The following is a 24,340-nucleotide window of genomic DNA, read 5'->3' on the forward strand; positions in this document are numbered from 1 at the left end:
CGTCGCCGGCCCCCTCAGCGGCAGCGGACGAATTCCGCCGCGAAGCTGGCCGGCGGTTCCATGCGCAGGATCAGCCGGTCGAAACGCGGCGAATCGGCCGGCAGAAGCCGCAGGGTCGCCAGCGGTGCCGCCGCCTGGGCCTGAGCTCCTTCCGACGGAGCGGCCGGCAGAAGCGCCACCCCCTGCACCGGGTCGCCGTCGGCCGCCAGGGTGCCATCCAACGGGAACAGCTGCAGCCGCGGCTCCACGGCGTGGAGGCTGCGGTCGGTGCCGATGTCCAGATAGGAGCTTCGGCAATCGTCGATGGCGGTGCGGTCGCCCGGATCGGCCTTGGCCCAGCGGCCGGCCAGAGTCTCCAGCGAGACCTTGCGGCTGATCGGCGGCACCGGCGGCTGGGGTGCGGCGAACCGGCGGGCCGCGGCGCCAGTGACGGACAGCGGCAGATCGCCGACCGGCCGGGACCGGGACTGCCGCTCCGCCTCCAGCGCCGCAGTGCGCTTGCGGATGACACGCGCCAGGCAATCCGCGCGCGTCTTTGCCAATTTCGCGTCGGCCAAATCGGCCGCGGTCACCGGACAGGATTCGTCCCGCTTTGCCCGCCAGACGGTCTGGCTATCCTCGATCGCCGCACGGCCGCTGTCGTCGGTGGTGGCGCCAAGGGCCGCCAGCGCCGCATCCATCGCCGCACCGGCCGCCGCCAGCTTCGCATCGCCGCACATCAGCTGCGCGGTGGGCGTCTCCGCCGCCTCACAGCCGCGCGCCGCCGCCTCGGGAGCGGCGGCCTCCGGCGGGGGAGTGTCCACCGGAGCCGAAAGGGCCGGGACCGCGGCCATCACCGCGAACAGGGAGCCGGCAGCCAGGAAACCGCCAACCAGGGACAGGGCGCGCATCGCAGGAAACCTTGGATAAGGAAGCGGAACGTCACGAAGCGGGGAAGGCCTCCAGCACGGCCTTGACCTGACGCTGGAAATCCTGGTCGGTGCGATAGCGCGTCACGACCGACTTGTCACGCTCCACGAAAAACAGCATGTCGTCGCGGCTTGGCAACATGCGCGGATTCGGCTTTTCCAGCAGTTCGCCGTTCCAGTCGACCCGCGCCATGAAATAGACCGCGCGGGCGAACAGCATGAACAGTTTGTTGTCCGGCGCCAGTTTCTCCCGCCGCAGCAACGCAAAGTAATAATAGTTGCGGCCATGGAAATAGTTGGTGTGGATCGCCTGCAGCGCCGCAAACCGCTCGTCCGGATTGTTGACCTTCTTGATCTGCTTTTCCAGGCGGAATCCGGCGAAGAAATACTCCCGTGCCTCGTGCTCGAAGGAAAAGGCGCTGCCCTTGATCAGGGCCATCTGCTCGCCGTACCGCTTCAGCGCACGGGTCATCAGCAGTTCGAGAAAGCGCCGCTCCACCGCGAACCTGTCGGGGATGGTTGGCAGCATCTCGAACACATGGCGCAGGTGATAGGGATGACGCACGACGACGACCGGAACAGACAGCTTCCTGTTCTTCGCCGGCGCCCGCTTTTCGGCCACCAGCGTGACGGCGGGCGACAGCGAAGCCATGGTCGCCTGGATCGTGTCGTGCAGTTTCCAGCGCAGCTTGGTGTCGGCCGATTGGCTGCCGAGGTTCATGCGGGCAAAAAACCGCTTCACACGGCTGCCGAAGGTTTCCTTCGGCAGTTTGTGCGTCGGCAGGTTGGGGACGATCAGCGGATTGCCGAGAATGTCGGCCGACGGAGGCAGAGGCTTGAAGTTGAAGTATTTTCCGGTGACGACGCCCCGTCCGGCGCCGCCGGGGCCGGCATCGCCCGAACCGCCCGCACCGCGGTTGCCGCCCATGAGTGAAGAAGCCGCCACCGACACCATCCAGACGCGAATTCCCGCCGCCGCGATACTCCGATCGCTTAGGATATAAAGGGTAACGCGAACGGAAGAAAGCCGCAGCGCGCGTCATTCGCAACTTCGTGACTTTTTCGCAACTGCGGTAGGATCGGTGCCGGGGCGCTCTGTCGGGTCCGATTCAACGGTGTTACCGTTGCATCGGCGACCCTGGACCAAACCGGGGCGCGAACATCATCGAACAGGCATGAGGCGGGGTTTTCCATGGCGATCCACGTCGCGCTGAACCATAAGACGATCTATCGTTACGACCGGCCGGTGTCGCTCGGCCCACAGATCATCCGGTTGCGGCCGGCGCCCCATTGCCGGACACCGATCCTCAGCTATTCCCTGAAGGTCACGCCCAAACAGCATTTCCTGAACTGGCAGCAGGATCCGCAATCGAATTTCCAGGCCCGCTTCGTCTTCCCGGAAAAGACGCGCGAGTTCATCGTCGAGGTCGATCTGGTCGCCGAGATCGCCGCGATCAACCCGTTCGACTTCTTCCTGGAGGAGAAGGCGAGCCATATCCCCTTCGCCTACGAAGACTGGCTGCAGCGCGAGCTGCGCCCGTACCTGGAGACGGAGGAGCCGGGGCCGGAACTGATCGCCTATCTGAGGGACATTCCGCGGGAAAGGACGCCGACCATCGATTTCCTGGTCGCGGTCAACCAGCGGCTGCAGCAGGACATCGGCTATGTCATCCGGATGGAGCCCGGCATCCAGAGCTGTGCTGAGACGCTGACCAGGCGCACCGGCTCCTGTCGCGATTCGGCGTGGCTGCTGGTGCAGATCCTGCGTCACCTGGGTCTGGCCACCCGCTTCGTCTCCGGCTACCTGATCCAGCTGACCGCCGACCAGAAGGCGCTCGACGGCCCGTCGGGTCCGGAGAGCGACTTCACCGACCTGCATGCCTGGGTGGAGGTGTTCCTGCCCGGCGCCGGCTGGGTCGGGCTGGACCCCACCTCCGGCCTGCTGGCGGGCGAGGGGCACATTCCGCTGGCCTGCACGCCGGACGCCTCCTCCGCCGCCCCGATTTCCGGCCTCGTCGACGAGGCCGAGGTCGAATTCGGCCATGAGATGTCGGTCACCCGCATCTACGAGGCGCCGCGCGTCACCAAGCCCTACACCCCACAGCAATGGGCGGCGATCGAAGCGCTGGGCCACCGGGTCGACGAGGATCTGAAGACCGAGGACGTCCGCCTGACCATGGGTGGCGAGCCGACCTTCGTCTCCATCGACGACATGGACGGCGCCGAGTGGAACACCACCGCGCTGGGTCCGCAGAAGCGCAAGATGGCTGCCGATCTGATCCACCGGCTGATGGCACGCTTCGCTCCCGGCGGCCTGCTGCATTTCGGCCAGGGCAAATGGTATCCCGGCGAATCGCTGCCGCGCTGGGCGATGACGCTCTACTGGCGCCGTGACGGCGAGGCGCTGTGGGCCAACCGCGACCTGCTGGCGCGCGAGGACACCGATTACGGCCACACCTCCCAGGATGCCGGCGTGTTCCTGATGGCGCTGGCAAAAAGGCTGGGCCTCGACCCGAACCTCGTGCTCGGCGCCTATGAGGACCCCTGGCACTATCTGCGCAAGGAATCGCAGCTTCCGATCAATGTCGATCCGCTGAACAGCAAGCTGGATGACAAGGAGGAGCGCGAGCGGCTGACCCGCGTCTTCACCCGCGGTCTGGCAGAGCCGGTCGGCTTCGTCATGCCGATCAACCGGCGCATGACCCAGCAGGGGCCGGTCTGGCTGTCCAGCACATGGCCGCTGCGCCAGGAGAAGCTGCTGCTGATCCCCGGCGACAGCCCGGTCGGCTACCGCCTGCCGTTGGGCTCGCTGCCCTGGGTGTCGAAGTCCGACTATCCTTATGCCTGGGAAACCGACCCGTTCGAGGATCGCGGCCCGCTTCCGCCTCATCCGGTGCAGCGCCGGCAGGAGATTCGCGGTGCCGTCCAGGAATCCGACCGTGGCGTCCACACCGACAAACGGATCGCCCAGCGCCAGCGCATCATGGCGGAGATCCGTGACGAACTGCCGGAGGAAGGCAAATCGGCCTGGTGGGTGGTGCGCACCGCCCTGAGCTGCGAGGCGCGCAATGGCCGCCTGCACCTGTTCATGCCGCCGATGAGCACGCTGGAGGACTATCTGGCGATGCTGGTGGAGATCGAGGCGACCGCGGTCGAGCTCGAGATGCCGGTCGTCATCGAGGGTTACCAGCCGCCGAAGGACCCGCGCCTGAACTCCATGGCCGTCACCCCCGACCCAGGCGTGATCGAGGTGAACATCCACCCCGCCCACAGCTGGGACGATCTGGTGCGCAACACCATCGCCCTGTACGAGGATGCGCGCCAGTCCCGCCTGGGGGCGGAAAAGTTCATGATCGACGGGCGCCATTGCGGCACCGGCGGCGGCAACCATGTGGTGATGGGCGGCGCCACCGCGGCCGACAGCCCCTTCCTGCGCCGGCCCGACCTGCTGCGCAGCCTCATCACCTATTGGCAGAACCACCCTGCCCTGTCCTACGTCTTCTCCGGCCTGTTCATCGGCCCGACCAGTCAGGCTCCGCGCGTGGACGAGGCGCGCGACGACCAGCTCTATGAGCTGGAGATCGCCTTCAACCAGATCGATCAGGCGGCGGCGAATGGCAACTGCCCGCCCTGGCTGGTCGACCGGGTGCTGCGCAACCTGCTGGTCGATGTGCAGGGCAACACCCACCGGGCGGAGTTCTGCATCGACAAGCTCTATTCGCCGGACAGCTCCACCGGCCGCCTCGGCCTCGTCGAGTTCCGCGCCTTCGAGATGCCGCCGCATGCGGAGATGAGCCTGACCCAGCAGCTTCTGATGCGGGCGCTGGTCGCGCGCTTCTGGAAGCATCCCTACAAGGGCAAGCTGGTGCGCTGGGGCACCGAGCTGCACGACCGCTTCATGCTGCCGCACTTCGTCCAGCAGGACATGGCCGACGTGCTGCAGGACCTGCGCGACCATGGCTATCCGCTGGAGGACAGCTGGTTCGCGCCGCATTTCAACTTCCGTTTCCCGGTCTACGGCCATGTCAGCCAGCGCGGCATCACCATGGAACTGCGCATGGCGCTGGAGCCCTGGCATGTCCTGGGCGAGGAGCCGGGCGGCGGCGGCACGGTGCGCTATGTCGACAGCTCGGTGGAGCGGGTGCAGGTGCGCGTCACCGGCCTGATCGACGCCCGCCACGTCATCACCTGCAACGGCCGGCGCGTGCCGCTGATCCCCACCGGGGTGGAGGGCGAGTTCGTCGGCGGCGTGCGCTATCGCGCGTGGCAGCCGCCCTCCTGCCTGCACCCGACGATTCCCGTCCACACCCCGCTGATATTCGACATCCTCGACAGCTGGGCGGGCCGGTCGATCGGCGGCTGCACCTATCACGTCATGCATCCGGGCGGCCGCAACTACGAGACCTTCCCGGTCAACGCCAACGAGGCGGAGGGCCGCCGCTTGGCCCGCTTCTTCCCCTTCGGCCATACCCCCGGCCCGATGGACGCCCCGGCGGAGGAACGCAACCCGCAGTTCCCGATGACCCTGGATCTGCGGCGGGGGTGAAGCCTATCGCCCATGGTGATAAATGCCCTCTCCCGCTCCGGGAGAGGGAGGGGACCCACGAAGTGGGGAGGGTGAGGGGCATTCCGAACATGGATTCTCGATCCTTGGACCACCCCTCACCCTTCCCATCCTCCGCATGGGCCCCTTCCCTCTCCCGGGACGGGAGAGGGAGCTTCACCCATGTCCACCCCGTCATCCATTTTTCAGCGTCATAACGCGATAGCACTACCCGTATAACGGTTATCGGATTTACCCTCATCGGTCGAATGCCAAAGCGACATACACCAGATGAGGGAATAACAGGGATGAAGCTGCCCTTCTACGCGACGCTGGCGGCCACTGCGCTGATGCTCAGCTCCTGCGCCGAGCCGCCGCAGCCGCCGCGTCCGGTGCCGGTCAAGCCGCCGGTCGAGGTCAACGGGCTGTGGTACCTGGACCAGGGTTGGTCGGACGAAGCCCGCCAGTGGTACTACAACACCACGCAGGGCTCGCAGATCATGCGCTATGACTGGTTCATGGCGTTGGAGGATCCGCAGACCAAGCAGCCCTTCGTCAAGAGCATCACCCGCTACGGCTATGCCGCCGGCACGGCCAGCAGTTGGAACCCCGATCTGCTGCCGGTCGGCTTCGTCAAGGACACCGATCCCGACAAGACCACCTGGTTCGGCATGACCTGCGCCGCCTGCCACACCGGCGATGTGACGGTGAACGGCAAGACCATGCGCATCGACGGCGCGGTCACCACCGGCGACCTCTATGGCTTCATCAGCGGGCTGAGCGGCGCCGTCCACACCACGGTGACCAGCGACGCGGCCTTCCAGCCCTTCGCCACCCGCGTGCTGGGCGCCGGCGCCACCGATCAGCAGAAGCTGGCGCTGTACAACGACCTGAAGGCCTTCGACCAGTCCTTCGCCGCCTTCGTCGCCGCCAGCACCCCGGACACGCCCTGGGGGTCGATGCGCACCGACGCCTTCGGCATGATCTTCAACCGGGTTTCGGCCATCGACCTGAACCTGCCCAAGAACAATCGCGCGCCGAACGCCCCGGTCAGCTATCCCTTCCTGTGGGATGCGCCGCACCAGCCGCGTGTGCAATGGAACGGCCTGCTGCCGAACGCCACCGCCTTCGACGCGCTGGGCCGCAATGCCGGCGAGGTGCTGGGCGTGTTCGGCAAGGTGGCGCTGAAGCCGCCGGCCGACGCCGCGCATTACTATTACAAGTCGACGGTCCGCGGCCGGAATCTGGTCGACATGGAAAACCAGCTGCGCAAGCTGCGCTCGCCGGTGTGGCCGGACAGCCTTGCCGGCAATGTCGACATCGTCAAGGCGGCGGCCGGTGAAACGATCTACAAGGAAAGCTGCCAGAGCTGCCACGCCGTCCTGCCGCGCGGCGAGACCTACACCACCGCGCCGATCGAGATGGTGCCGCTGTTCAACTGGGCGAAGCCTGACGATGCCAAGGCGGTGATCGCGGCCTTCGGCACGATCTGCACCAAGGGCGTCGATGCCGCCGTCTCCGCCGGGATGGTGACGGTCAACTATGCCGCCGATCCGAAGATGGCGGTCGACGCGCTGTGCCGTCAGGTCGATACCGGCGTCCTCGCCAACGTCGCCATGCCGCCGCAGCTGCTGGGCGGCAAGCCGCTGAAGAACCCGGATCTGGCGGCGAATCTGCTGTCCAACGCGGTGATCGGTGCGATCTTCGGCGATCTGGTGCGTGAACAGGGCCTGCTGGCCGACCTGCTGAAGGGCGACAACGCCCCGGCGCCGTGGCTGACCGCCAGCGCGCCGGCCGGCTGGTCGCCCGAATCGCAGACGAAGGGCGGCACGCTCGACACCACGCCCTTCGTGAAGCCGGGCGCCAGGATGACCGCCGACCACCAGAAGGTGATCGCCGCCCTGACCGGCCGCGGCGAGAGCAAGCCGACCGTCGGCGCGGTTCCCGCCGGTGGCCGTGCGGCGAAGGCGGCTGCCGCTCCGGCGAAGTCCACCTCCGGCGGGGCGACCGCCGACGAGGAGGCGCTGGCCGGCACCATCAAGCAATTGCTGGCCTACAAGGCGCGTCCGCTGGACGGCGTGTGGGCTACGGCGCCCTTCATGCACAACGGGTCGGTGCCCAACCTGTATGAGATGCTGCTGCCGGCGTCCCAGCGGTCGGTGACCTTCCGCATGGGCAGCACCTCCATCGACCCGGTCAAGGTCGGCGTGGATGCCTCCGCCAAGGATGCCACCTTCGTCTATGACACGACCAAGCCCGGCAACCACAACAGCGGCCACGAATTCGGCGCTGGCCTGACCGACGACCAGCGTTGGCAGCTGGTGGAATACCTGAAGACGCTCTGACCGTTTCCGGGATCTCCGCTGCATCCGGCAAGCCGGAGCGTCGCCATCCGCGGCGCTCCGGCTTTTTTCATTCGCAAGGGTCACCCATGGCCCATGCGGCTGCGAACGGATATGGGCGGAAGCTTTCCTCTTTCGGATGGATCGCCCGGCCGCCAGCCTTGCATCACCGGGCGGGGACGTTCAGACTGTTGCTTCCTTCATAGGCAATACGCACCAGTCCGACCTTGTCCCAATCCGACCAGCCATTCCGCGCGCCGGCATCCGTGATCCCGTCCGGGATGCCGCCGGTTCCCTTCACCCAGGGATCGCTGTTCGGCGAGGCCGACGCCATCGGCTATGGCTCGGGCCAGGTCTATGACGAGATGGTGAACGGCCAGGGCCGGCTTCGGCCGCACTGGCAGACCTTCATGAGCACGCTTGGCCCCCTCGACGCCGAACAGATGGCGCAGCGGTGGGAGGAGGCGCGGCGGCTGCTGCACCAGAACGGCGTCACCTACAACATCTACGGCGATCCCAATGGGATGGAGCGGCCATGGCCGCTTGACATGATGCCGCTTCTGCTGCCGGCCCATGAATGGAAGGCCATCGAATCGGGGTTGATCCAGCGGGCGTCGTTGCTGAACGCCATCCTGACCGACCTGTACGGGCCGCAGACGCTGACCCGTTACGGCCGGCTGCCTCCGTCGGTGATCCATGCCGACCCCGGCTTCCGCCGCGCGGTCCACGGCATCCGGGTGCCGAACGACGTGCATCTGCATTTCTACGCCGTCGACCTCGCCCGCGCCCCCGACGGGCGCTGGTGGGTGCTGTCCGACCGCACCCAGGCGCCGAGCGGCAGCGGCTATGCGCTGGAAAACCGCGCGGTGATCGCCAAGGTGCTGCCCGACAGCTTCCGCCATTGCCAAGTGGAGCGGCTGACCGGCTTCTTCGACACCTTCAAGGAAACCCTGCTGTCCATCGCGCCGCGGAACGGCGGCGCCGGCCGGTTGCCGCGCGTGGTCCTCCTGACCCCGGGTCCCTACAACGAAACCTATTTCGAGCACGTCTATCTCGCCCGCTATCTCGGCCTGACGCTGGTGGAGGGGGCGGACCTGACGGTGCGCGACCGGACCGTCTATCTCAAGACCCTGTCGGGGCTGGAGCAGGTCGACGTGATCCTGCGCCGGCTCGACGCCGATTTCGCCGATCCGCTGGAGATGCGCGCCGACAGCTCGCTCGGCGTTGCCGGGCTGATCGAGGCGGTGCGGGCCGGCAATGTCGTGATGGCCAACGCGCTGGGTTCCGGCCTGATGGAATCGATGGCGATGAAGTCGTCGCTGCCGACGCTCTGCCGCCATCTGCTGGGGGAGGAGCTGCGGCTGCCCGGCGTCGCCAGCTGGTGGTGCGGCAACGACGCGGAACGCGCCTACGTCATCGACCATCTCGACGGGCTGGTGGTCAAGCCGGCCTTCCCGTCGCTGTCCTTCGAGCCGATCTTCGGCGCCCAGCTGTCGGCTGCCGAGCGCTCCGTCCTTGTCGAGCGGATCAAGCGCCGCCCCTGGTATTTCGTGGCGCAGGAGCAGATGGCGCTCTCCACCGCACCGGTCTGGCAGGATGGCCGGCTGCAGCCGCGCCCGCTGGTGCTGCGCGTCTTCCTCTGCGCCACCCCCAGCGGCGGCTATGCGGTGATGCCCGGCGGCCTGACCCGCGTGTCGAGCGAATCCGGCCGTCTGGTGGTGTCGATGCAGAGCGGCGGCGGCAGCAAGGACACCTGGATCCTGGCACCGCGCCGGGCCAACGTCGCCTCCACCCAGCCGCGCCCGGCGCTGGCGACGGAGCCGACGGCCAGCGGCGCCCGCCCGTCCGCCAACGACCTCCCCAGCCGCGTCGCCGACGGCCTCTATTGGCTCGGCCGCTATGCCGAGCGGGCGGAGGGCGCTTTGCGCCTGCTGCGCGCCACCCAGGGTCGGCTGATCGACAGCAACATGCCGGGCGCCACCCTGCAGCTTCGCCCGTTGCTCGACCTACTCAGTTCGCAGAGCATGATTCCGGCGGAGATGGCGCGGGTGACGGAAAGCGGCGCCAACCGCGGCCTGCGCGAGGCGCTGCACGCGGCGGTGACAGACCCCGACCATCCCAACAGCCTGCGTTCCCAGGTGCTTCGCCTGCATCGCACCGCCTATTCGGTGCGCGACCGCCTGTCGATGGACATGTGGCGGGTGGTTTCGGCGATCGACCGCCAGACCCAGCCGCCGAAGGGACGGATGGACGCGGCCTCGCTGCTGCTGCGGCTGGACGACGTGATGATCACGCTGGCCGCCTTTTCCGGCCTCGAGCAGGAAAGCATGACGCGGGGCGCCGGCTGGCGCTTCCTCGACATCGGACGGCGGATCGAACGCTCGCTGCACATGATCGCGCTGATGCGCGGGGTCCATGTCGCCGACCTGGACCGAGAGGACGAGCCGGTGCAGGCCGCCACCCTGTCGGTGCTGCTGGAACTGGGCGAGAGCGTGATGACCTACCGCGCGCGCCACCTGACCAGCGTGCTGCGCACACCCGTGCTCGACCTGCTGCTGGGGGAGGAGGCGAATCCCCGCGCGCTGGCTTTCCAGCTTGCGGCGCTGGACCGCCACATGCGGGCGCTGCCCAGCCAGGGCGTCGGCACCGGGACGGACCCGACCGGCGGCGCGCTGGCCATCGTCGCCGCCGCACGCAACAGCCTGGAACGGACCGACGCGATGGCGTCCGGCGAGGGGTTGCGCACGCTGCTCGACACGCTGGCGATGTCGTTGCCCGATGTGTCCAATTTCCTGGCGCACGCCTATTTCAGCCATGCCTTCGCACGATCGGCCTGACGCGATGACGCCCCCTTCCCACGCTCCCGGCTCCTCCCCCAGCAGTGGCGGCCTTTCGACGCGCTATCGCGTGCGCCATGCCACCGCCTACGACTATGGCGAGGATGTGCCGATCTCCCACCATCTGCTGCATCTCAGCGCCCGGCCGCACCCGCGCCAGCGCATCCGGCGCAGCCTGCTGACCATCGATCCGGTCCCGGCGGTGCGGGCCGAGCGGGTGGATTATTTCGGCAACACCGTCACCTATGTCGCGGTTCAGGAGCCGCACCGGACCTTCTCCGTGATCGCCGAAAGCGAGGTGGAGGTGTTCGAGCCGCCCGCGCTGGCTCCGAACGAATCGCAGCCGTGGGAACAGGTGCGCGACAGTCTGCGCGGTCTGACCGGGCCTGACGACGGGGCGGAGATCACGCAATATTGCTTCGACAGCGCGCTCGTCGCTTCCAGCCCGGAGTTGCTGGAGTATGCCCGGGGCAGCTTCACCCCCGGCCGTCCGGCGGTGGCGGCGGCCATCGACCTGATGAACCGCATCAACCGCGAATTCGCCTTCGATCCCACCGCGACGACGGTGGCGACGCCGCTGGCGGCGGTGATGCGCAACCGCCGCGGCGTCTGCCAGGACTTCGCCCATATCGCCGTCGGCTGCGCCCGCGCCGTCGGCCTTCCCGCACGCTATGTCTCCGGCTATCTGCGCACCCTGCCCCCGCCGGGACAGCCGCGGCTGGTCGGCGCCGACGTCAGCCATGCCTGGGCATCTGTCTGGTGCGGGATCGCCGCTGGCTGGTTGGACATCTGCCCGACCAACGCCTGCGTCGCCAATCGCGATTTCATCACCGTGGCCTGGGGGCGCGATTACGACGATGTCAGCCCGGCCCGCGGCGTCCTGGTCGGCGGGGCCGGCCATGGCCTGACCGTCAGCGTCGACGTCGAACCGCTGGAGGACTGAGCGATCCCGCTCACGCCTCCTGCGGCAAGCCCAGCATGCGGTGCAGCGTGTTGCAGATGGTGCGCGGATTCACGGGCTTGCTGAAGATCTCCAGCGGCTTCCAGCGCTCCTGTTTCAGGTCACTGTCCTGGGTCAGATAACCGGTCATCACCACCACCGGCAGGGTGGCATCCCGTTCGCGGATTTCCCGGATCAGCGTCTCGCCGTCCATGCGCGGCATGCGCAGGTCGGTCACCAGTGCGTGCACCCGCTCGCGGGCATAGCGTTCAAGCGCCTCCACCCCATTGGCGGCGACGGTGACGCGGAAGCCCTTGAAGGTCAGGAAATCCTCAAGCGCCATCGCCGCCAGCACCTCGTCCTCCGCGATCAGGATGTGCAACGGATCAGGCATGCGAGAACTCCCTGTCGGATGAGGAGACCGGCTGGCTCGGCAGCGTGATGCTGAAGCGGACGCCGCGGCTTCCGCCCTCCAACTCGACGTTGCGGGCTTCGATCCGTCCGCCCATGCCGTCGATGATGCCGTAGCCGATCGACAGGCCGAGGCCGGATCCCTTCCCGACTTCCTTGGTGGTGAAGAAGGGATCGAAGATATGCGGCAACACCGTGGGATCGATGCCGCCGCCGTCGTCGGTCACCTGGATGACCACGCTCTGTCTGTCCGGGTCGTCGCCGACTGCCACCATGATGCGTCCCGCCTTCCCACCATTTGCACGAAGCGCGACGATAGCATCGCGCGCGTTCGAAAACAGGTTGAGTATCACCTGCTCCAATTCAAGGGGGCGTCCGGTTACCGGCAGTTGCGCCGAGCCTGAGCTTTCGACGATCTCGACGTCTTCCAGCGCATATTGATGGCGCACAAGCTCCACGGCGCTCTGCACGCAGTTGGCGGGTTGGAAGGCCCGCATGCCGCCGCCGTCCCGCCGGCCGAAGGTGCGGACATGGTCGATCAGCTTGCCCATGCGTTCGGTCTGCTCAATCACCAGTTTCAAGGCCTTTTCGGCACGGGCCGGTTCGAGCAGATTCTCCTGCAGGCGGTTCAGGGTGTTTTCGGTCCAAAGCCGGATGACGTTCAGCGGCTGGCTCATCTCGTGCGCCATGCCGGCGGCCAGCGTGCCCAGCGTCGCCAGCTTGGAGGTCTGGACCACCTCCTCCTGAAGGCGTTTGCGCTCGGTCACGTCACGGCCGCTGCCCAGAATTTGGATTACCCGTCCGGCGGCATCCTTCACCGGCACCAGCATGGTGTGGAAGACACGCTGACCGGCCGGCATGTCCAGCGTTTCTTCGTAATCAATGGTCTTACCGCTATCGCGGCAGGCGGTGTACCGGGGAATTACCAGGTTGGCCAACTCCGGCGCCACAGCATCCCGGACACGGCGGTCACGCAATTGCTCAGGATCCAGGCCGCCGATCCGCGCCAGCGCCGGGTTGATCGCCTCGTAGGCGAAATCACCGTCCGGAAGGACCTGGACGATGAACAGCGCCTCGGCCAGATTGTTGAAGAAGCCGGAATAGCGGGTTTCCATCTCCCGCCGTGTCGCCACCTCCAGCGCCAAGGCCCGATTGCTGGCCTCCAGTTCACGTGGGCTGGGCAGGGCCAGCAGGCGCGGCATCAGCCACCAGAGTGCCCCCGCCGTCGCCAGCGAGGCCAAGGCGGTGATGAACTTCACCAGCCCTTCCAGCACATAGTCGGGAGTCCACAGCGTCCAGACCGACAGGAAATGGGTGGTGCCGCAGGCGATGATGAACAGCGCGAACAGCAGCGCCACCCAACCGAAGGCCACGTCGCGGCGCCGCATGACGAAATAGGTCAGCGCCACAGGAATCGAGAAATAGGACAGGCCGATCAGAATATCGGACCCGACATGCAGCATCAGGATATCGGGGCGCCAGAGCAGGCAGACCCCATGGGGTATGAACCCGCCGCTATCCAGAAGCTCGTCCAATCCCAGTGCCATGTCCGCCTCTTTTCCGACCATACCCGTCCGACGGAGGCCATCGCTTAAGTGTCGAAACCATCACACGCACCCGCACAAGGTCCGCCACCGGACCGACGCCGTCAAGCCGTCAGTCCGTTCGGGTCGAGCTGTACAGATTTATCTCATGGAAAGACGCCCGCCCGCGGCCTGTGCCGGGTGGCGGGCGTCGATTTCATGCGGCCGTGTGGACCTTGCGGTTCTGCTCACGGGTCTTCAGGAAGCGCAGCGCCGGGAAATCCTCCTGCGCGCGATTCAGGTGCCAGGCATTGCGGGCCAGGAACACCAGGGCGCCGTCATGGTCCTCCGCCAGCGCCGAGCGGTTCAGCTCGATGAACTTCTCCAACTGGACCTTGTCGTCGGTTTCGACCCAGCGGGCGGCGTCCAGACCGGCGCCCTCGAAGCGGGCGGCGATGCCGTATTCCGCCTCGATGCGCGAGGCAAGAACCTCGAACTGCAGCTGTCCGACCACGCCGACCACCCAGTCGGCGCCGGTCAGCGGCTTGAACACCTGGGAGGCGCCCTCTTCGGCGAAATGCTCCAGCGCCTTGCGCAGATGCTTCACCCGCATCGGATCGTCCGGGCGGACGCGCTGAAGCAGTTCCGGCGCGAAGCTGGGCACGCCGGTGAAGCGCAGATCCTCGCCTTCCGTCAGCGTGTCGCCGATGCGCAAGGACCCGTGGTTGGGGATGCCCATGATGTCGCCGGGCCACGCCTCTTCCGCCACCTCGCGGTCGCGGGCCAGGAACAGCACGGCATTGTTCACCGCCATCAGCTTGCCGGAGCGGATGTGCTTCAGCTTGGCGCCCCGCTTGTAGCGGCCGGAGCAGAGGCGGACGAAGGCGATGCGGTCGCGGTGGTTGGGGTCCATGTTGGCCTGGACCTTGAACACGAAGCCGGTGACCTTGTCCTCGTCCGGCTGGACGGTGCGCGGATCGGCCGGCTGCGGGCGCGGCGGCGGGGCGTTCTCCGCCAGACCGGACAGCAGTTCGCGCACGCCGAAATTGTTGATGGCGGAGCCGAAATAGATGGGAGTCAGATGTCCGGCGCGATAGGCCTCCAGATCGAAGGCCGGCATCAGGCCGCGCGCCATCTCCACCTCCTCGCGCAGCTTGGCGACGGCGTGGGCGGGCAGCAGCTCGTCCAGACGGGGATCGTCCAGGCCGTTGCACTCGATGCCCTCGTCGATCTCGTCGCCCTTGCTGCGGTCCATCAGGATCAGCCGGTCGCGGATCAGGTCGTAGCAGCCCAGGAAGTCGCGGCCCATGCCGATCGGCCAGCTGGCCGGCGTGACCTCCAGCGCCAGCGCGCTCTCGATCTCCGAGATCAGGTCGAAGGGATCGCGCGCCTCGCGGTCCATCTTGTTGCAGAAGGTCATGATCGGCACGTCGCGCAGACGGCAGACCTCGAACAGCTTCAGCGTCTGCGCCTCGATGCCCTTCGCGCCGTCGATCACCATCACCGCACTGTCGACCGCGGTCAGCGTGCGATAGGTGTCCTCAGAGAAGTCCTCGTGGCCCGGCGTGTCGAGCAGGTTGAAGGTGCGCCCGTCGAAATCGAAGGTCATGACGGAGGCGGTCACCGAGATGCCGCGCTCGCGCTCCACCTTCATCCAGTCCGACTTGGCGCGCCGCTGCTCGCCGCGCGCCTTGACAGCACCGGCCATCTGGATGGCGCCGCCGAACAGCAGCAGCTTTTCCGTGAGCGTGGTCTTACCGGCGTCGGGGTGCGCGATGATGGCGAAGGTCCGACGGCGGGAGACGGCGTCCTGAAGTTCGGACATGCGCGGGTCCCGTGACAAGAGAAGGTGATCGTGTGAACGGCGAAAGGGCCGACAGGCGAAACACGCCCATCGGCCCCCGTCGCATTACATAGCAGTGCCGGCACTTGGATTCCAGATCCTTGGGGATTCCAGATCCTTGGGTCCAGCCTTGCCCTGGACCTTACAGGGCCAGCTCGGCGATCTGCACGGCGTTCAGGGCGGCGCCCTTCAGCAGCTGGTCGCCGCAGACGAACAGGTCGAGGCCATGATCGCCGAACACCAGGTTGGTGCGGATGCGGCCGACCTCGACGTCATACTGGCCGGTGGCGTTCAGTGGCATCGGGTAGGCGCCGTTGGCCGGATCGTCCACCACCTTCACGCCTGCGGCATCGGCCAGGACGGCGCGGGCGGCGTCGGGCGTGACCGGCTGGATCGTCTCCAGCGTGATGGCTTCGGAATGGGCGCGGTAGGTCGGGATGCGCACGGCGGTGCAACTGACCAGCAGGTCCGGGACCTCCATGATCTTCCGCGTCTCCCACGTCACCTTCATCTCCTCCTTCGTGTAGCCGTTCTCCTGGAAGGCATCGATCTGGGGGATCAGGTTGAAGGGGATCGGGTGGCGGAACACGCTGTTGGTGACCGGCTTGCCGTCCAGCTGGTTGCGCGTCTGCTCTTCCAGTTCGGCCATGCCCTCGGCACCGGCGCCGCTGGTGGCCTGATAGGTGGAGACGATGGCGCGCTTGATGCCGAAGGCCTTGTGCAGCGGCCCGAGCGCGACCACGGCGATGGCCGTGGTGCAGTTCGGGTTGGCGATCAGGCGCGAGCCGGCGGCGTACGCCTCGCGGAACACGTGGGCGTTGATTTCCGGAACGATCAGCGGGATGTCGGCGTCGTAGCGGAAGGCGGAGCTGTTGTCGATCACCAGCGCGCCGGCCGAGGCCAGATCCTTGGCGTGCGCCTTGGCGAAGTCGCCCGACACCGCCAGCAGGACAACGTCATAACCCTTCACCACCGCGGCATCGAAGGCCTGCAGGGTCAGGGCGCCATAGGGGGTCTCCTGCACCTTGCCGGCGGAGCGCTCGGAGGCGAACAGGCCGAGTTCGGCGACCGGGAAGTTGCGGTCGTGCAGGACCTTGACCATCTCGCGGCCGACGGCGCCGGTGGCGCCGACCACGGCGACGCGGAGGGACTTGGAAGAAGCGGAGGCGTTGTTGCTGCTCATGGCGGGGTTCCGTCCTGTCTATCGCACTGTTGATCGGACCGGCCTATCGGTCGTTCGGACAGCGGACCCCGGATACGACGAGGCCCCGTCCGTTGTCCGGCGGGGCCTGCCTCGTGGAAGAAACGCTGGTCGATCCGATCAGCACACACCACGCCGCTGCCCGCCGAAGCGAGTCGCTTTTTTGGTCGTAGTGGTGGTGATGGCCTTGCGGTTCATGGGGCCTTCTTATCCGAATGCGCAGGCATTGTAAAGCGCCTGCGCATTCGCCTGATCAAAGATTGCCGGGCTTGGAGATTACCGGAACCCCTCGCCGTCATGGCTCGGCTTCACCGGGTGTACGTCCCAGATCTCCTGGGCGTACTCGTTGACCGTACGGTCGGACGAGAACCATCCCATGTTGGCGGTGTTCAGGATCGCCTTGCGGGTCCATTCCTCCGGATCGCGGTACAGTTCCATCGCGGCGTCCTGCGCCCGGCAATAGTCGGCAAAGTCCGCCGTCACCAGGAAATGGTCGCCGCCGTCGGTCAGCGCCTGGACGATCGGGTGGTAGCGGTTGCGGTCGTCCGGCGAGAAGGCACCGGTGGAAATCATGTCGAGCGCCCGCTTCAGGCTGGGGTTCGACGCGATCACATCGCGCGGGTTGAAGCCGCCGCTGGCGCGCAGGTCGTTCACCTCCTCCGCGGTCATGCCGAAGATGAAGATGTTGTCCGGCCCGACATGCTCGCGGATCTCGACGTTGGCGCCGTCCAGCGTGCCGATGGTCAGGGCGCCGTTCAGCGCCAGCTTCATGTTGCCGGTGCCCGACGCCTCCATGCCGGCGGTGGAGATCTGCTCCGACAGGTCGGCGGCGGGGATGATGATCTCGGCCGCGGTGACGTTGTAGTTCGGCAGCAGAACGACCTTCAGGTTGTCATGCACCGACGGGTCGTGGTTCACCACCTTGGCGACGTCGTTGATCAGTTTGATGATCAGCTTGGCCATGTGGTAGGACGGCGCCGCCTTGCCGGCGAACACCTTGGTCACCGGGACCCAGCTGACCGTCGGGTTGTCGCGCATCTCGTTGTAGAGCGCGATGGTGTGCAGCACGTTCAGCAGCTGGCGCTTGTACTCGTGCATGCGCTTGACCTGCACGTCGAAGATGCTGTCGACCAGCACCTCCTCGCCGGTCTGGCGGGCGATGTAGGCGGCCAGACGCTTCTTGTTCTTGCGCTTGGCCCGGCGGAACTCCTCGCGGAACACCACGTCGTCGGCCTTCTCGCGCAATGCCGCGATCTGCGACAGGTCGGAGATCCAGCCCTCGCCGATGCGGGTGGTGATCAGCTCCGACAGGGCCGGGTTGGCCTGCTTCAGCCAGCGGCGCGGGGTGATGCCGTTGGTCTTGTTATTGATGCGGTCCGGGAATTCCTCGTGGAAATCGGCGAACACCGTCTGCTTCATCAGCTCGGTGTGCAGGGCCGACACGCCGTTGACCTTGTGCGAGCCGAGGAAGGCGAGATTGCCCATGCGGACCCGACGCTCGCCGCGCTCGTCGATCAGCGACAGTCGCGACAGCTTGACATTGTCGCCATCCGCCCGCGCCTTGGTGCGGTTCAGGAACTTGGCGTTGATCTCGTAGATGATCTGCATGTGGCGCGGCAGCACCCGCTCGATCATCCGCACCGGCCAGGCTTCCAGCGCTTCGGGCAGCAGGGTGTGGTTGGTGTAGGCGAAGGTGGCGCGGGTGATCTCCCACGCATCGTCCCAGCGCAGGGCGTGCTGATCGACCAGAAGGCGCATCAGTTCGGCGATGCCGATGGCCGGGTGGGTGTCGTTCAGCTGGATCGCCGCCTTGTTGGGCAGATTCTCGAAGGTGGAGTGATGCTGCAGATAGCGGCGCAGGATGTCCTGCAGCGAGGCCGACGTGAAGAAATACTCCTGCTTCAGCCGCAGTTCCTTGCCGGTCTCCGTCGCGTCGTTGGGATAGAGGACGCGGCTGAGATTCTCCGACAGGATCTTCTGCTCGACCGCCTTCATATAGGCGCCGTCGTTGAAGTGGCCGAAGTTGAAGTCGCGGGTGGCGCGGGCCGACCACAGGCGCAGCGTGTTGATCGTCTCGCCGCCGAAGCCGACGACCGGCGTGTCATAGGCCATCGCCAGCACGCGGTCGGCATCGACCCAGCGATAGGCGCGCTCTCCGACGCTGTCGCGGAACTCCTCGACGCGGCCATAGAACTGGACCGGGTACAGCACCTCCGGCCGGGCGAATTCCCACGGGTTGCCGAATTGCAGCCACTGCTCGGGATATTCGACCTGCCAGCCGTTCTCGAAGCGCTGCTCGAACAGGCCGAACTCGTAGCGGATGCCATAGCCGTAGCCGGGCAGCCCCTGCGAGGCCATGCTGTCGAGGAAGCAGGCGGCCAGACGGCCGAGGCCGCCGTTGCCCAGCGCCGCATCCGGCTCGGCATCGACCACATCGTCCATCGACAGGCCGAGGCGGTCGAGCGCCTGACGGCATTCGTCCATGATGCCCAGGTTCGACAGGCTGTTGGTCAGCAGCCGCCCGATCAGGAATTCCAGGGACAGGTAGTAAACGCGCTTGGCGTCTTCCTGGTAATAGCTGCGGGTCGTGTCCATCCAGCGGTCGACGACGCGGTCGCGAACGGCCAGCGCCACGGTGTGGAACCAGTCGCGGCGCGTGGCGGCGCGTGCATCCTTGCCGACCGAATAGACCAGCCATTCCAGGAACGACCGTTTGAGGCCATCGACATCAAGGCTGCGGCGTTCGATGTCGCGAGATTTAAACCGAGCGTCCATGTCCTGACTTTCTGCGTGAAAGGCCAATAGGAGCGGGCGGCTGGAAGGACGGCGCTCCAATTATGGCGGAAGTGTCTGCCCTGTTGGTTAAGCAAAGCTTTCCCCACATGGAACGCACCATCGTTTCGCTGTGGTAAAAGGGAGTAGGCTGTCGTCCCCTCCCCTTTTTCCCGTCAACGATGCTTCACGAATCCGATCCTGTCCACTGCGATGCAGCATGCATCCGCATCCGCCATGCCGAATTGGCCGACATAGCCGCGCTGCTGGCGATAGAGGAGCGAAGCTTCCCGACCGACCGGATGACGCAGCGCAACTTCCGTTATGCGATCCGAAAGGCAAAAGGTGTGGTGCTGGTGGCATACCGCCAAGTGCCGAATATGGAGGGGCCGCCACTTGCCTATGGGGTGGTCGCTTTCCATGCCGGCACGCGCTTCGCCCGCCTGACCTCCTTCGCGGTGGCGCCGGGCAACCGCGGACAGGGGATCGGCCGCCGCCTGCTGGCGGCGCTGGAAAAAGCCGCGGCCGCCCATGGCTGCGACGGCATCAGGTTGGAGGTGCGGGCGGACAATGCCGCCGCCATCGCGCTCTATACCGCGGCCGGCTATCGGCGCTTCGCGGAATATCCCGATTACTACGAGGATGGAATGGCGGCGCTTCGCCTGGAAAAGCCTCTGTTTTCCGACGACTGAGTGTTGCAGCGGCGCACCGGCGGGCGCGTTCGATGGTGGTAAGCCCGGCAAGCGGAGGCGGGACCGGAATCTCCGCGATCTGCCACCGATGTCACTCTTTCCGGATCCTGCGGTGGAACATCCGCGGCGGACGGCGCGTTTAGCTCCCGACACGATCAACGACGGGCAACAACGGGACCGCCTCAATGACGCCACCGCCGACCGGATCGTTCCGCAACACCCCCCAGGGACCGCCGACCCGCACCGGATGACGGGCCGGGCCGGAAGCGCCCTGGAGACGACCGCCAGGGCATACTGAGCGCTCAAGACCGCAAAGACACTGTCAGCCCTTCGAACCGGTGGCGCCGCCATTGCGCGCCGGAAAGCCCAATGCCGTCCCCGCCCAGCGCCCCGCCCGTACCGCGAAGGGCGCTGCCGTTCACCCGGCCGGCGGGAGACGTACACAGACCGTGGAGGAAGGAAAGACCATGGCGTACTCGTTCGAAAACGAACTGATCCGCTGCATGCCGAACCTGCAGCGCTATGCCTGCAAGCTGACCCGTGACGCCAACGCCGCAGAGGACCTGCTGCAGGACTGCCTGGCCCGCGCCCTGTCGCGCCAACATCGTTTCGAACCCGGCACGAATATGCAGGCGTGGCTGACCACCATGCTGAAGAACCTGCATTTCAACAACCTGCAGCGTGACCGCCATGTGACGAAGGTGGAGCTGTGGGACGGCGCCATGTCGGTCGATGCGGCGCAGATGTCGCGTCTGGTCTTCCGCGATGTCGACCGCGCCTTTTCTTCGCTCACCCCCAGCCAGCGCAAGGTCGTTAAGCTGGTCGCCATCGAGGGGCGTCCCTATCAGGAAGCGGCCGAGACGCTGAACGTGTCGATCGGCACCATCCGTTCCCGCCTGTGCCGTGCGCGGGAGCGGCTGAACAACCTGATGACCGCCTGATCCGACACCTTTCCTGACGGCCCGCCGGCCAGCTTCGAACACTCCACGAATGAAAAGCCCCCGTGCACCCTGCACGGGGGCTTTTCGCATGGGGCCACCTTGTGAGGGCTGCCCTTCCGGTCAGCCAGTCCGCTCAGCCGTTCACCACCGTGCCGCCGTTCGGGTGCAGCACCTGTCCCGACATATATGAAGAGTCATCGGATGCCAGGAACACATAGGACGGCGCCACCTCGTCCGGCTGGCCGGCCCGCTTCATCGGCACATTGCCGCCGAAGTTCTCGACCTTCTTCTCGTCGAAGGTGGAGGGGATCAGCGGGGTCCAGATCGGACCGGGAGCCACCGCGTTGACGCGGATGCCGCGGTCGCTCAGGGCCATCGACAACGACCGGGTGAAGGCGACGATGGCGCCCTTGGTCGCCGAATAGTCCAGCAGTTCCGGACTGCCCTTGTAGGCGGTGACGGAGGTGGTGTTGATGATGCTGGCACCCTCGTGCATGTGCGGCAGGGCGGCCTTCACCATATAGAACTGTCCGAAGATGTTGGTGCGGAAGGTCCGCTCAAGCTGCTCGGCGGTGATGTCCTCGATCGACTTCTGCGGATGCTGTTCGGCCGCGTTGTTGATCAGGATGTCGAGGCGGCCATGCTCGCCGACGATGCGCTCCACCGCCTTTCTGCAGGTTTCCTCACTGCCGACGTCGCCGCTCAGGATGGTGCAGGGCTGGCCTTCGGCTTCGACCAGCCGGCGGGTCTCGCGGGCATCGTCGTCCTCGTTCAGGTACAGGATGCCGATCTTCGCGCCTTCGCGCGCGTACAGCACGGCGATGGCCCGGCCGATGCCGCTGTCGCCGCCGGTGATCAACGCAACCTTGTCGCGCAGCTTGCCGCTGCCGCGGTAGGCGGGGCGCGTTTCCGAAGGCTGGGGAGTCATGGGCGCCTGATGGCCCGGCTGCGTGTTCTGGTGCTGGGGCGGTTGTCTGCCCTCCTGTTGCGCCATTGGCATTCTCCTTCTTCGGCAACCCTGTCGGGGCGCGCATGGGGTGAGTTGCACAATCACAACAGTCCCTATTGCGCGGCGTTCCGCACCAACGGAAATCGGAACAATCGGCTGCACCGCCCTGTTACTTGGCCGGGCGACGCGAAAGAGGATGGCAGTGCCGGTTTGCTCGCCTCGAAAGTGAGCAGTGATCGCGCCGTTTGTCGGACTGGTATGGCTCAGGATCATGCCCATAAGATGGGGTAGGCGTCCTTTAGGCCAAGCTTTCCGGGAACGGCGGGGCCACCGGACGTGTCACGGTTGATCGTGTCCCAGGGGAGAACCCCGGCGACCCATCCGGGAACGACAGAGATGAAGCGTGTGACGATGACCGATATCAACGCCTATCTGGACGGCGCCCTGGACGAGCGGGAGCGCGCAGAATTCGAAAGCGTGGTCGAGAGCGATCCCGACGCAAAGGCGCTGCTCGCCCAGCATCGCCAGCATGTGGAGGAGCTTCATCGCCTGTACGACCCGGTCCTGAACGAAGAGGTGCCGCCCCGAATGCTGGAGCTGTTGCGCAAGCGGAACGGCTGACCGTACGTCTCGGAGCGCGATATTTTTTCGCCGTCCGGCGGCGCCTTGCGCTATCTCATGCGGCAGGCCAATCTTTGGGGGAAGGGCCGGTTCGGACGGATGAAGCATGGCGCCGAGACGAGCGGAACCGAGCATCCTGCTCGGTCCCATCCTGTATTTCCGTGGTGAGCAGCGCGACCGTTGGTGGCTGTCGGCACTGTTCGTTCTGGACGGAGAGGTCGAACCCGACGATCTGCGGGTGGATGGCGTCACCCTGCCCGTCCCGCCGCGCCACCTGACGCACTGGCGCCACCGCCAGCTCTGGCGATTCGACTTCGCTGTCCCGCGCGGCATGCGCGACACCGACGTCACCTACGGATTTCCCGACGGCCCCCGCTGGACCGTGGTCGTTCCGGGTCGTCATTCACTCCCACGCATGGCCATCCTTTACGGGAGCGGAATAACGGGCGGTAGCGATCCGGAGGCCGAAGGCCCTACCGGCGCGTCACCGGCCCTCTGGTCCGATCTGCTGTCCCGGCAGTCCACCGACCGCTATCACCTGATGGTCCAGGCCGGCGGACAGATCGACGGCGACGCCGTGACGGCCGCCGCTCCCCAGGCGAATGGCCTGCTGTCCGATGTCTCCCGCCGGCTTGGCCCCGCATTGCCCGGCGTGGCGGAAGAGCTGATGGCCGCCGGCTTCGACCGCATGCTGCGGACCTGGAGCAGTGCCGCCGCGGCGTCGGCGTTGGCGTCGATCCCCTCGGTGATGGTGTGGGACGGCAGCGATCTCGGCCGGTTGCTGGCCGGCGCCTGGGGCGGCCGGGAGGAGGGCGACGCCGCCTCGCGCAGCCTGCGCCCGCTGTTCGCGGCGACCCGCCGGCAGGTCCAGCTTTTCCAGACCGGATCCGTCGCCAACGGCCCGCCCGATTGCCTGTGGGGATCGGCGTGCGGAACGCTGGCCCAAGGTTTCACCATGGGAGAAGTCGGATTGCTGACGCTCGACAGCTGGAGCGACCGCAACGGCCGGCGCATGCTGTCGGAACGGGGCTGGAGCATGCTGCCGGACTGGCTCGACCGCTTCGGTGCCTGTCGTCACCTGATCCTGGTCAGCGGCGGGCCGTTGCTGACCCCGGCCGCCGCCTTGCTCGACCGGCTGGGCGGCGTGCTCCCTTCCCGGCTGCGCGGCCGGTTGGGCGATCACTGGGCGGCACCGGGCCGCCATGCCGAATGGGAGCGGATGGTCCGCACATTGGCCGATTTCTCCCGACGCAGCGGCTGCCGCATTACGGTCGCCTCGCGGGGAATCGCCGGTGGAGCGGCGGCGCGGGGCGTGCTGCGCGGCGGCGGACTGGAGATGTGGCAGCTCTATGCGCCGCGCTTCACCAAGTCCGCCACCCCGGCGGGGGGATGGAAGTCGCGGCTGGCGGAGCCGCTGGCGACCCGCCCTGACCATCCCCTGCCCGCCCACCGGTTCGAGATGCCGCCCTTCGCAGAGGGCGGGCGACGCCTGCTGTACGGTTCCGGCTGGATCGCCTGCAGCTTCGACGCCAAGGGGCAACTGCATGCACGCTGGTGCCTGCCCGGCGATACCGGCCGCTATACGCAGGCGATCTGACCCGCAACCGGATCGCTACCGTGCCGCCCGTTCCACCACGAACAGGAGGCCAGGAACCGGTATGCCCTTTTCCCGTCGCGGGCTGCAGGGTTCCATCAGGCGGATGAGGAAGCCGGCCGCTTCCGCCGTCGCCCGGACATAATGTTCGGCATGGGCATAACGGCGGGTCGCGCCAAGCACGAATGACCCGCCAGTAAGCGAGGCTGCTTCGCCCGGCAGG

Annotated in this window: 16 protein-coding genes and 1 pseudogene; 8 read left to right on the forward strand and 9 right to left on the reverse strand. The window is 66.7% G+C overall.

Going from position 1 to position 24,340, the window contains the following annotated elements:
- Nucleotides 1-14: 14 nt before the first annotated feature.
- On the reverse strand, nt 15-890 hold the full coding sequence (locus TSH20_RS16170) for a lysozyme inhibitor LprI family protein (protein ID WP_109075704.1): 876 nt from the start codon (nt 888-890) through the stop codon (nt 15-17).
- A gap of 31 nt (nt 891-921) precedes the next feature.
- Nucleotides 922-1,836 carry a hypothetical protein gene (locus tag TSH20_RS16175; RefSeq protein WP_247871352.1) on the reverse strand — a complete coding sequence of 305 codons (915 nt, stop codon included), beginning with the start codon at nt 1,834-1,836 and terminating at the stop codon, nt 922-924.
- Between the two features lie 264 nt (nt 1,837-2,100).
- Between TSH20_RS16175 and TSH20_RS16180 the strand changes: the two genes are divergently transcribed.
- The 4 genes from TSH20_RS16180 (at nt 2,101) to TSH20_RS16195 (ending at nt 11,573) form a co-directional block, all read left to right on the forward strand.
- On the forward strand, nt 2,101-5,454 hold the full coding sequence (locus TSH20_RS16180) for a transglutaminase family protein (protein ID WP_109075706.1): 3,354 nt from the start codon (nt 2,101-2,103) through the stop codon (nt 5,452-5,454).
- Between the two features lie 305 nt (nt 5,455-5,759).
- On the forward strand, nt 5,760-7,796 hold the full coding sequence (locus tag TSH20_RS16185) for a di-heme-cytochrome C peroxidase (RefSeq protein WP_109075707.1): 2,037 nt from the start codon (nt 5,760-5,762) through the stop codon (nt 7,794-7,796).
- 278 nt (nt 7,797-8,074) lie between these two features.
- Complete coding sequence (locus TSH20_RS16190) at nt 8,075-10,630, forward strand: circularly permuted type 2 ATP-grasp protein (RefSeq protein WP_109075708.1); 2,556 nt, start codon at nt 8,075-8,077, stop codon at nt 10,628-10,630.
- 4 nt (nt 10,631-10,634) lie between these two features.
- The gene (locus TSH20_RS16195) at nt 10,635-11,573 is read left to right on the forward strand and encodes a transglutaminase family protein (protein ID WP_109075709.1); all 939 of its coding nucleotides are present in this window, start codon (nt 10,635-10,637) and stop codon (nt 11,571-11,573) included.
- A 10-nt stretch (nt 11,574-11,583) separates the two neighbouring features.
- On the opposite strand, the gene TSH20_RS16200 is transcribed toward TSH20_RS16195, so the two are convergent.
- From TSH20_RS16200 to TSH20_RS16220, 5 genes are all read right to left on the reverse strand, one after another.
- Nucleotides 11,584-11,964 (reverse strand): response regulator, encoded by a 381-nt coding sequence (locus TSH20_RS16200; RefSeq protein ID WP_109075710.1) that lies wholly within the window; start codon nt 11,962-11,964, stop codon nt 11,584-11,586.
- Nucleotides 11,957-13,528 (reverse strand): ATP-binding protein, encoded by a 1,572-nt coding sequence (locus TSH20_RS16205; protein ID WP_109075711.1) that lies wholly within the window; start codon nt 13,526-13,528, stop codon nt 11,957-11,959. Before TSH20_RS16205 ends, TSH20_RS16200 begins: the two co-directional genes overlap by 8 nt.
- A gap of 193 nt (nt 13,529-13,721) precedes the next feature.
- Complete coding sequence (locus TSH20_RS16210; RefSeq protein WP_109075712.1) at nt 13,722-15,329, reverse strand: peptide chain release factor 3; 1,608 nt, start codon at nt 15,327-15,329, stop codon at nt 13,722-13,724.
- 160 nt (nt 15,330-15,489) lie between these two features.
- Entirely contained in the window at nt 15,490-16,530 is a 1,041-nt protein-coding gene (locus tag TSH20_RS16215; protein ID WP_109075713.1) for an aspartate-semialdehyde dehydrogenase, read from the reverse strand.
- A gap of 294 nt (nt 16,531-16,824) precedes the next feature.
- Nucleotides 16,825-19,323, reverse strand: coding sequence for a glycogen/starch/alpha-glucan phosphorylase (locus TSH20_RS16220; RefSeq protein WP_109075714.1), 2,499 nt, complete (start codon nt 19,321-19,323; stop codon nt 16,825-16,827).
- Nucleotides 19,324-19,502: 179 nt separating this feature from the next.
- Here TSH20_RS16220 and TSH20_RS16225 point away from each other — a divergent pair, with 179 nt between their 5' ends.
- Nucleotides 19,503-20,012 (forward strand): N-acetyltransferase, encoded by a 510-nt coding sequence (locus tag TSH20_RS16225; RefSeq protein WP_109075715.1) that lies wholly within the window; start codon nt 19,503-19,505, stop codon nt 20,010-20,012.
- Nucleotides 20,013-20,479: 467 nt separating this feature from the next.
- Nucleotides 20,480-20,953, forward strand: a complete 474-nt coding sequence (locus TSH20_RS16230) for a sigma-70 family RNA polymerase sigma factor (RefSeq protein ID WP_085089358.1) — start codon at nt 20,480-20,482, stop codon at nt 20,951-20,953.
- Nucleotides 20,954-21,086: 133 nt separating this feature from the next.
- Here the strand turns inward: TSH20_RS16230 and TSH20_RS16235 are convergent, their stop codons facing one another.
- Nucleotides 21,087-21,947, reverse strand: a complete 861-nt coding sequence (locus TSH20_RS16235) for an SDR family oxidoreductase (protein WP_109075716.1) — start codon at nt 21,945-21,947, stop codon at nt 21,087-21,089.
- A gap of 351 nt (nt 21,948-22,298) precedes the next feature.
- On the opposite strand from TSH20_RS16235, the gene TSH20_RS16240 reads away from it, so the two are divergent.
- Nucleotides 22,299-22,523: a zf-HC2 domain-containing protein gene (locus TSH20_RS16240; protein ID WP_085089356.1), complete on the forward strand. Its 225-nt coding sequence runs from the start codon at nt 22,299-22,301 to the stop codon at nt 22,521-22,523.
- Between the two features lie 106 nt (nt 22,524-22,629).
- Nucleotides 22,630-24,120: a hypothetical protein gene (locus TSH20_RS16245; RefSeq protein WP_109075717.1), complete on the forward strand. Its 1,491-nt coding sequence runs from the start codon at nt 22,630-22,632 to the stop codon at nt 24,118-24,120.
- 15 nt (nt 24,121-24,135) lie between these two features.
- Here TSH20_RS16245 and TSH20_RS35460 read toward each other — a convergent pair.
- A pseudogene (locus TSH20_RS35460) lies at nt 24,136-24,340 on the reverse strand (SAM-dependent methyltransferase); the annotation flags it as partial.

Source organism: Azospirillum sp. TSH20, assembly GCF_003115935.1.
Lineage (GTDB): Bacteria > Pseudomonadota > Alphaproteobacteria > Azospirillales > Azospirillaceae > Azospirillum.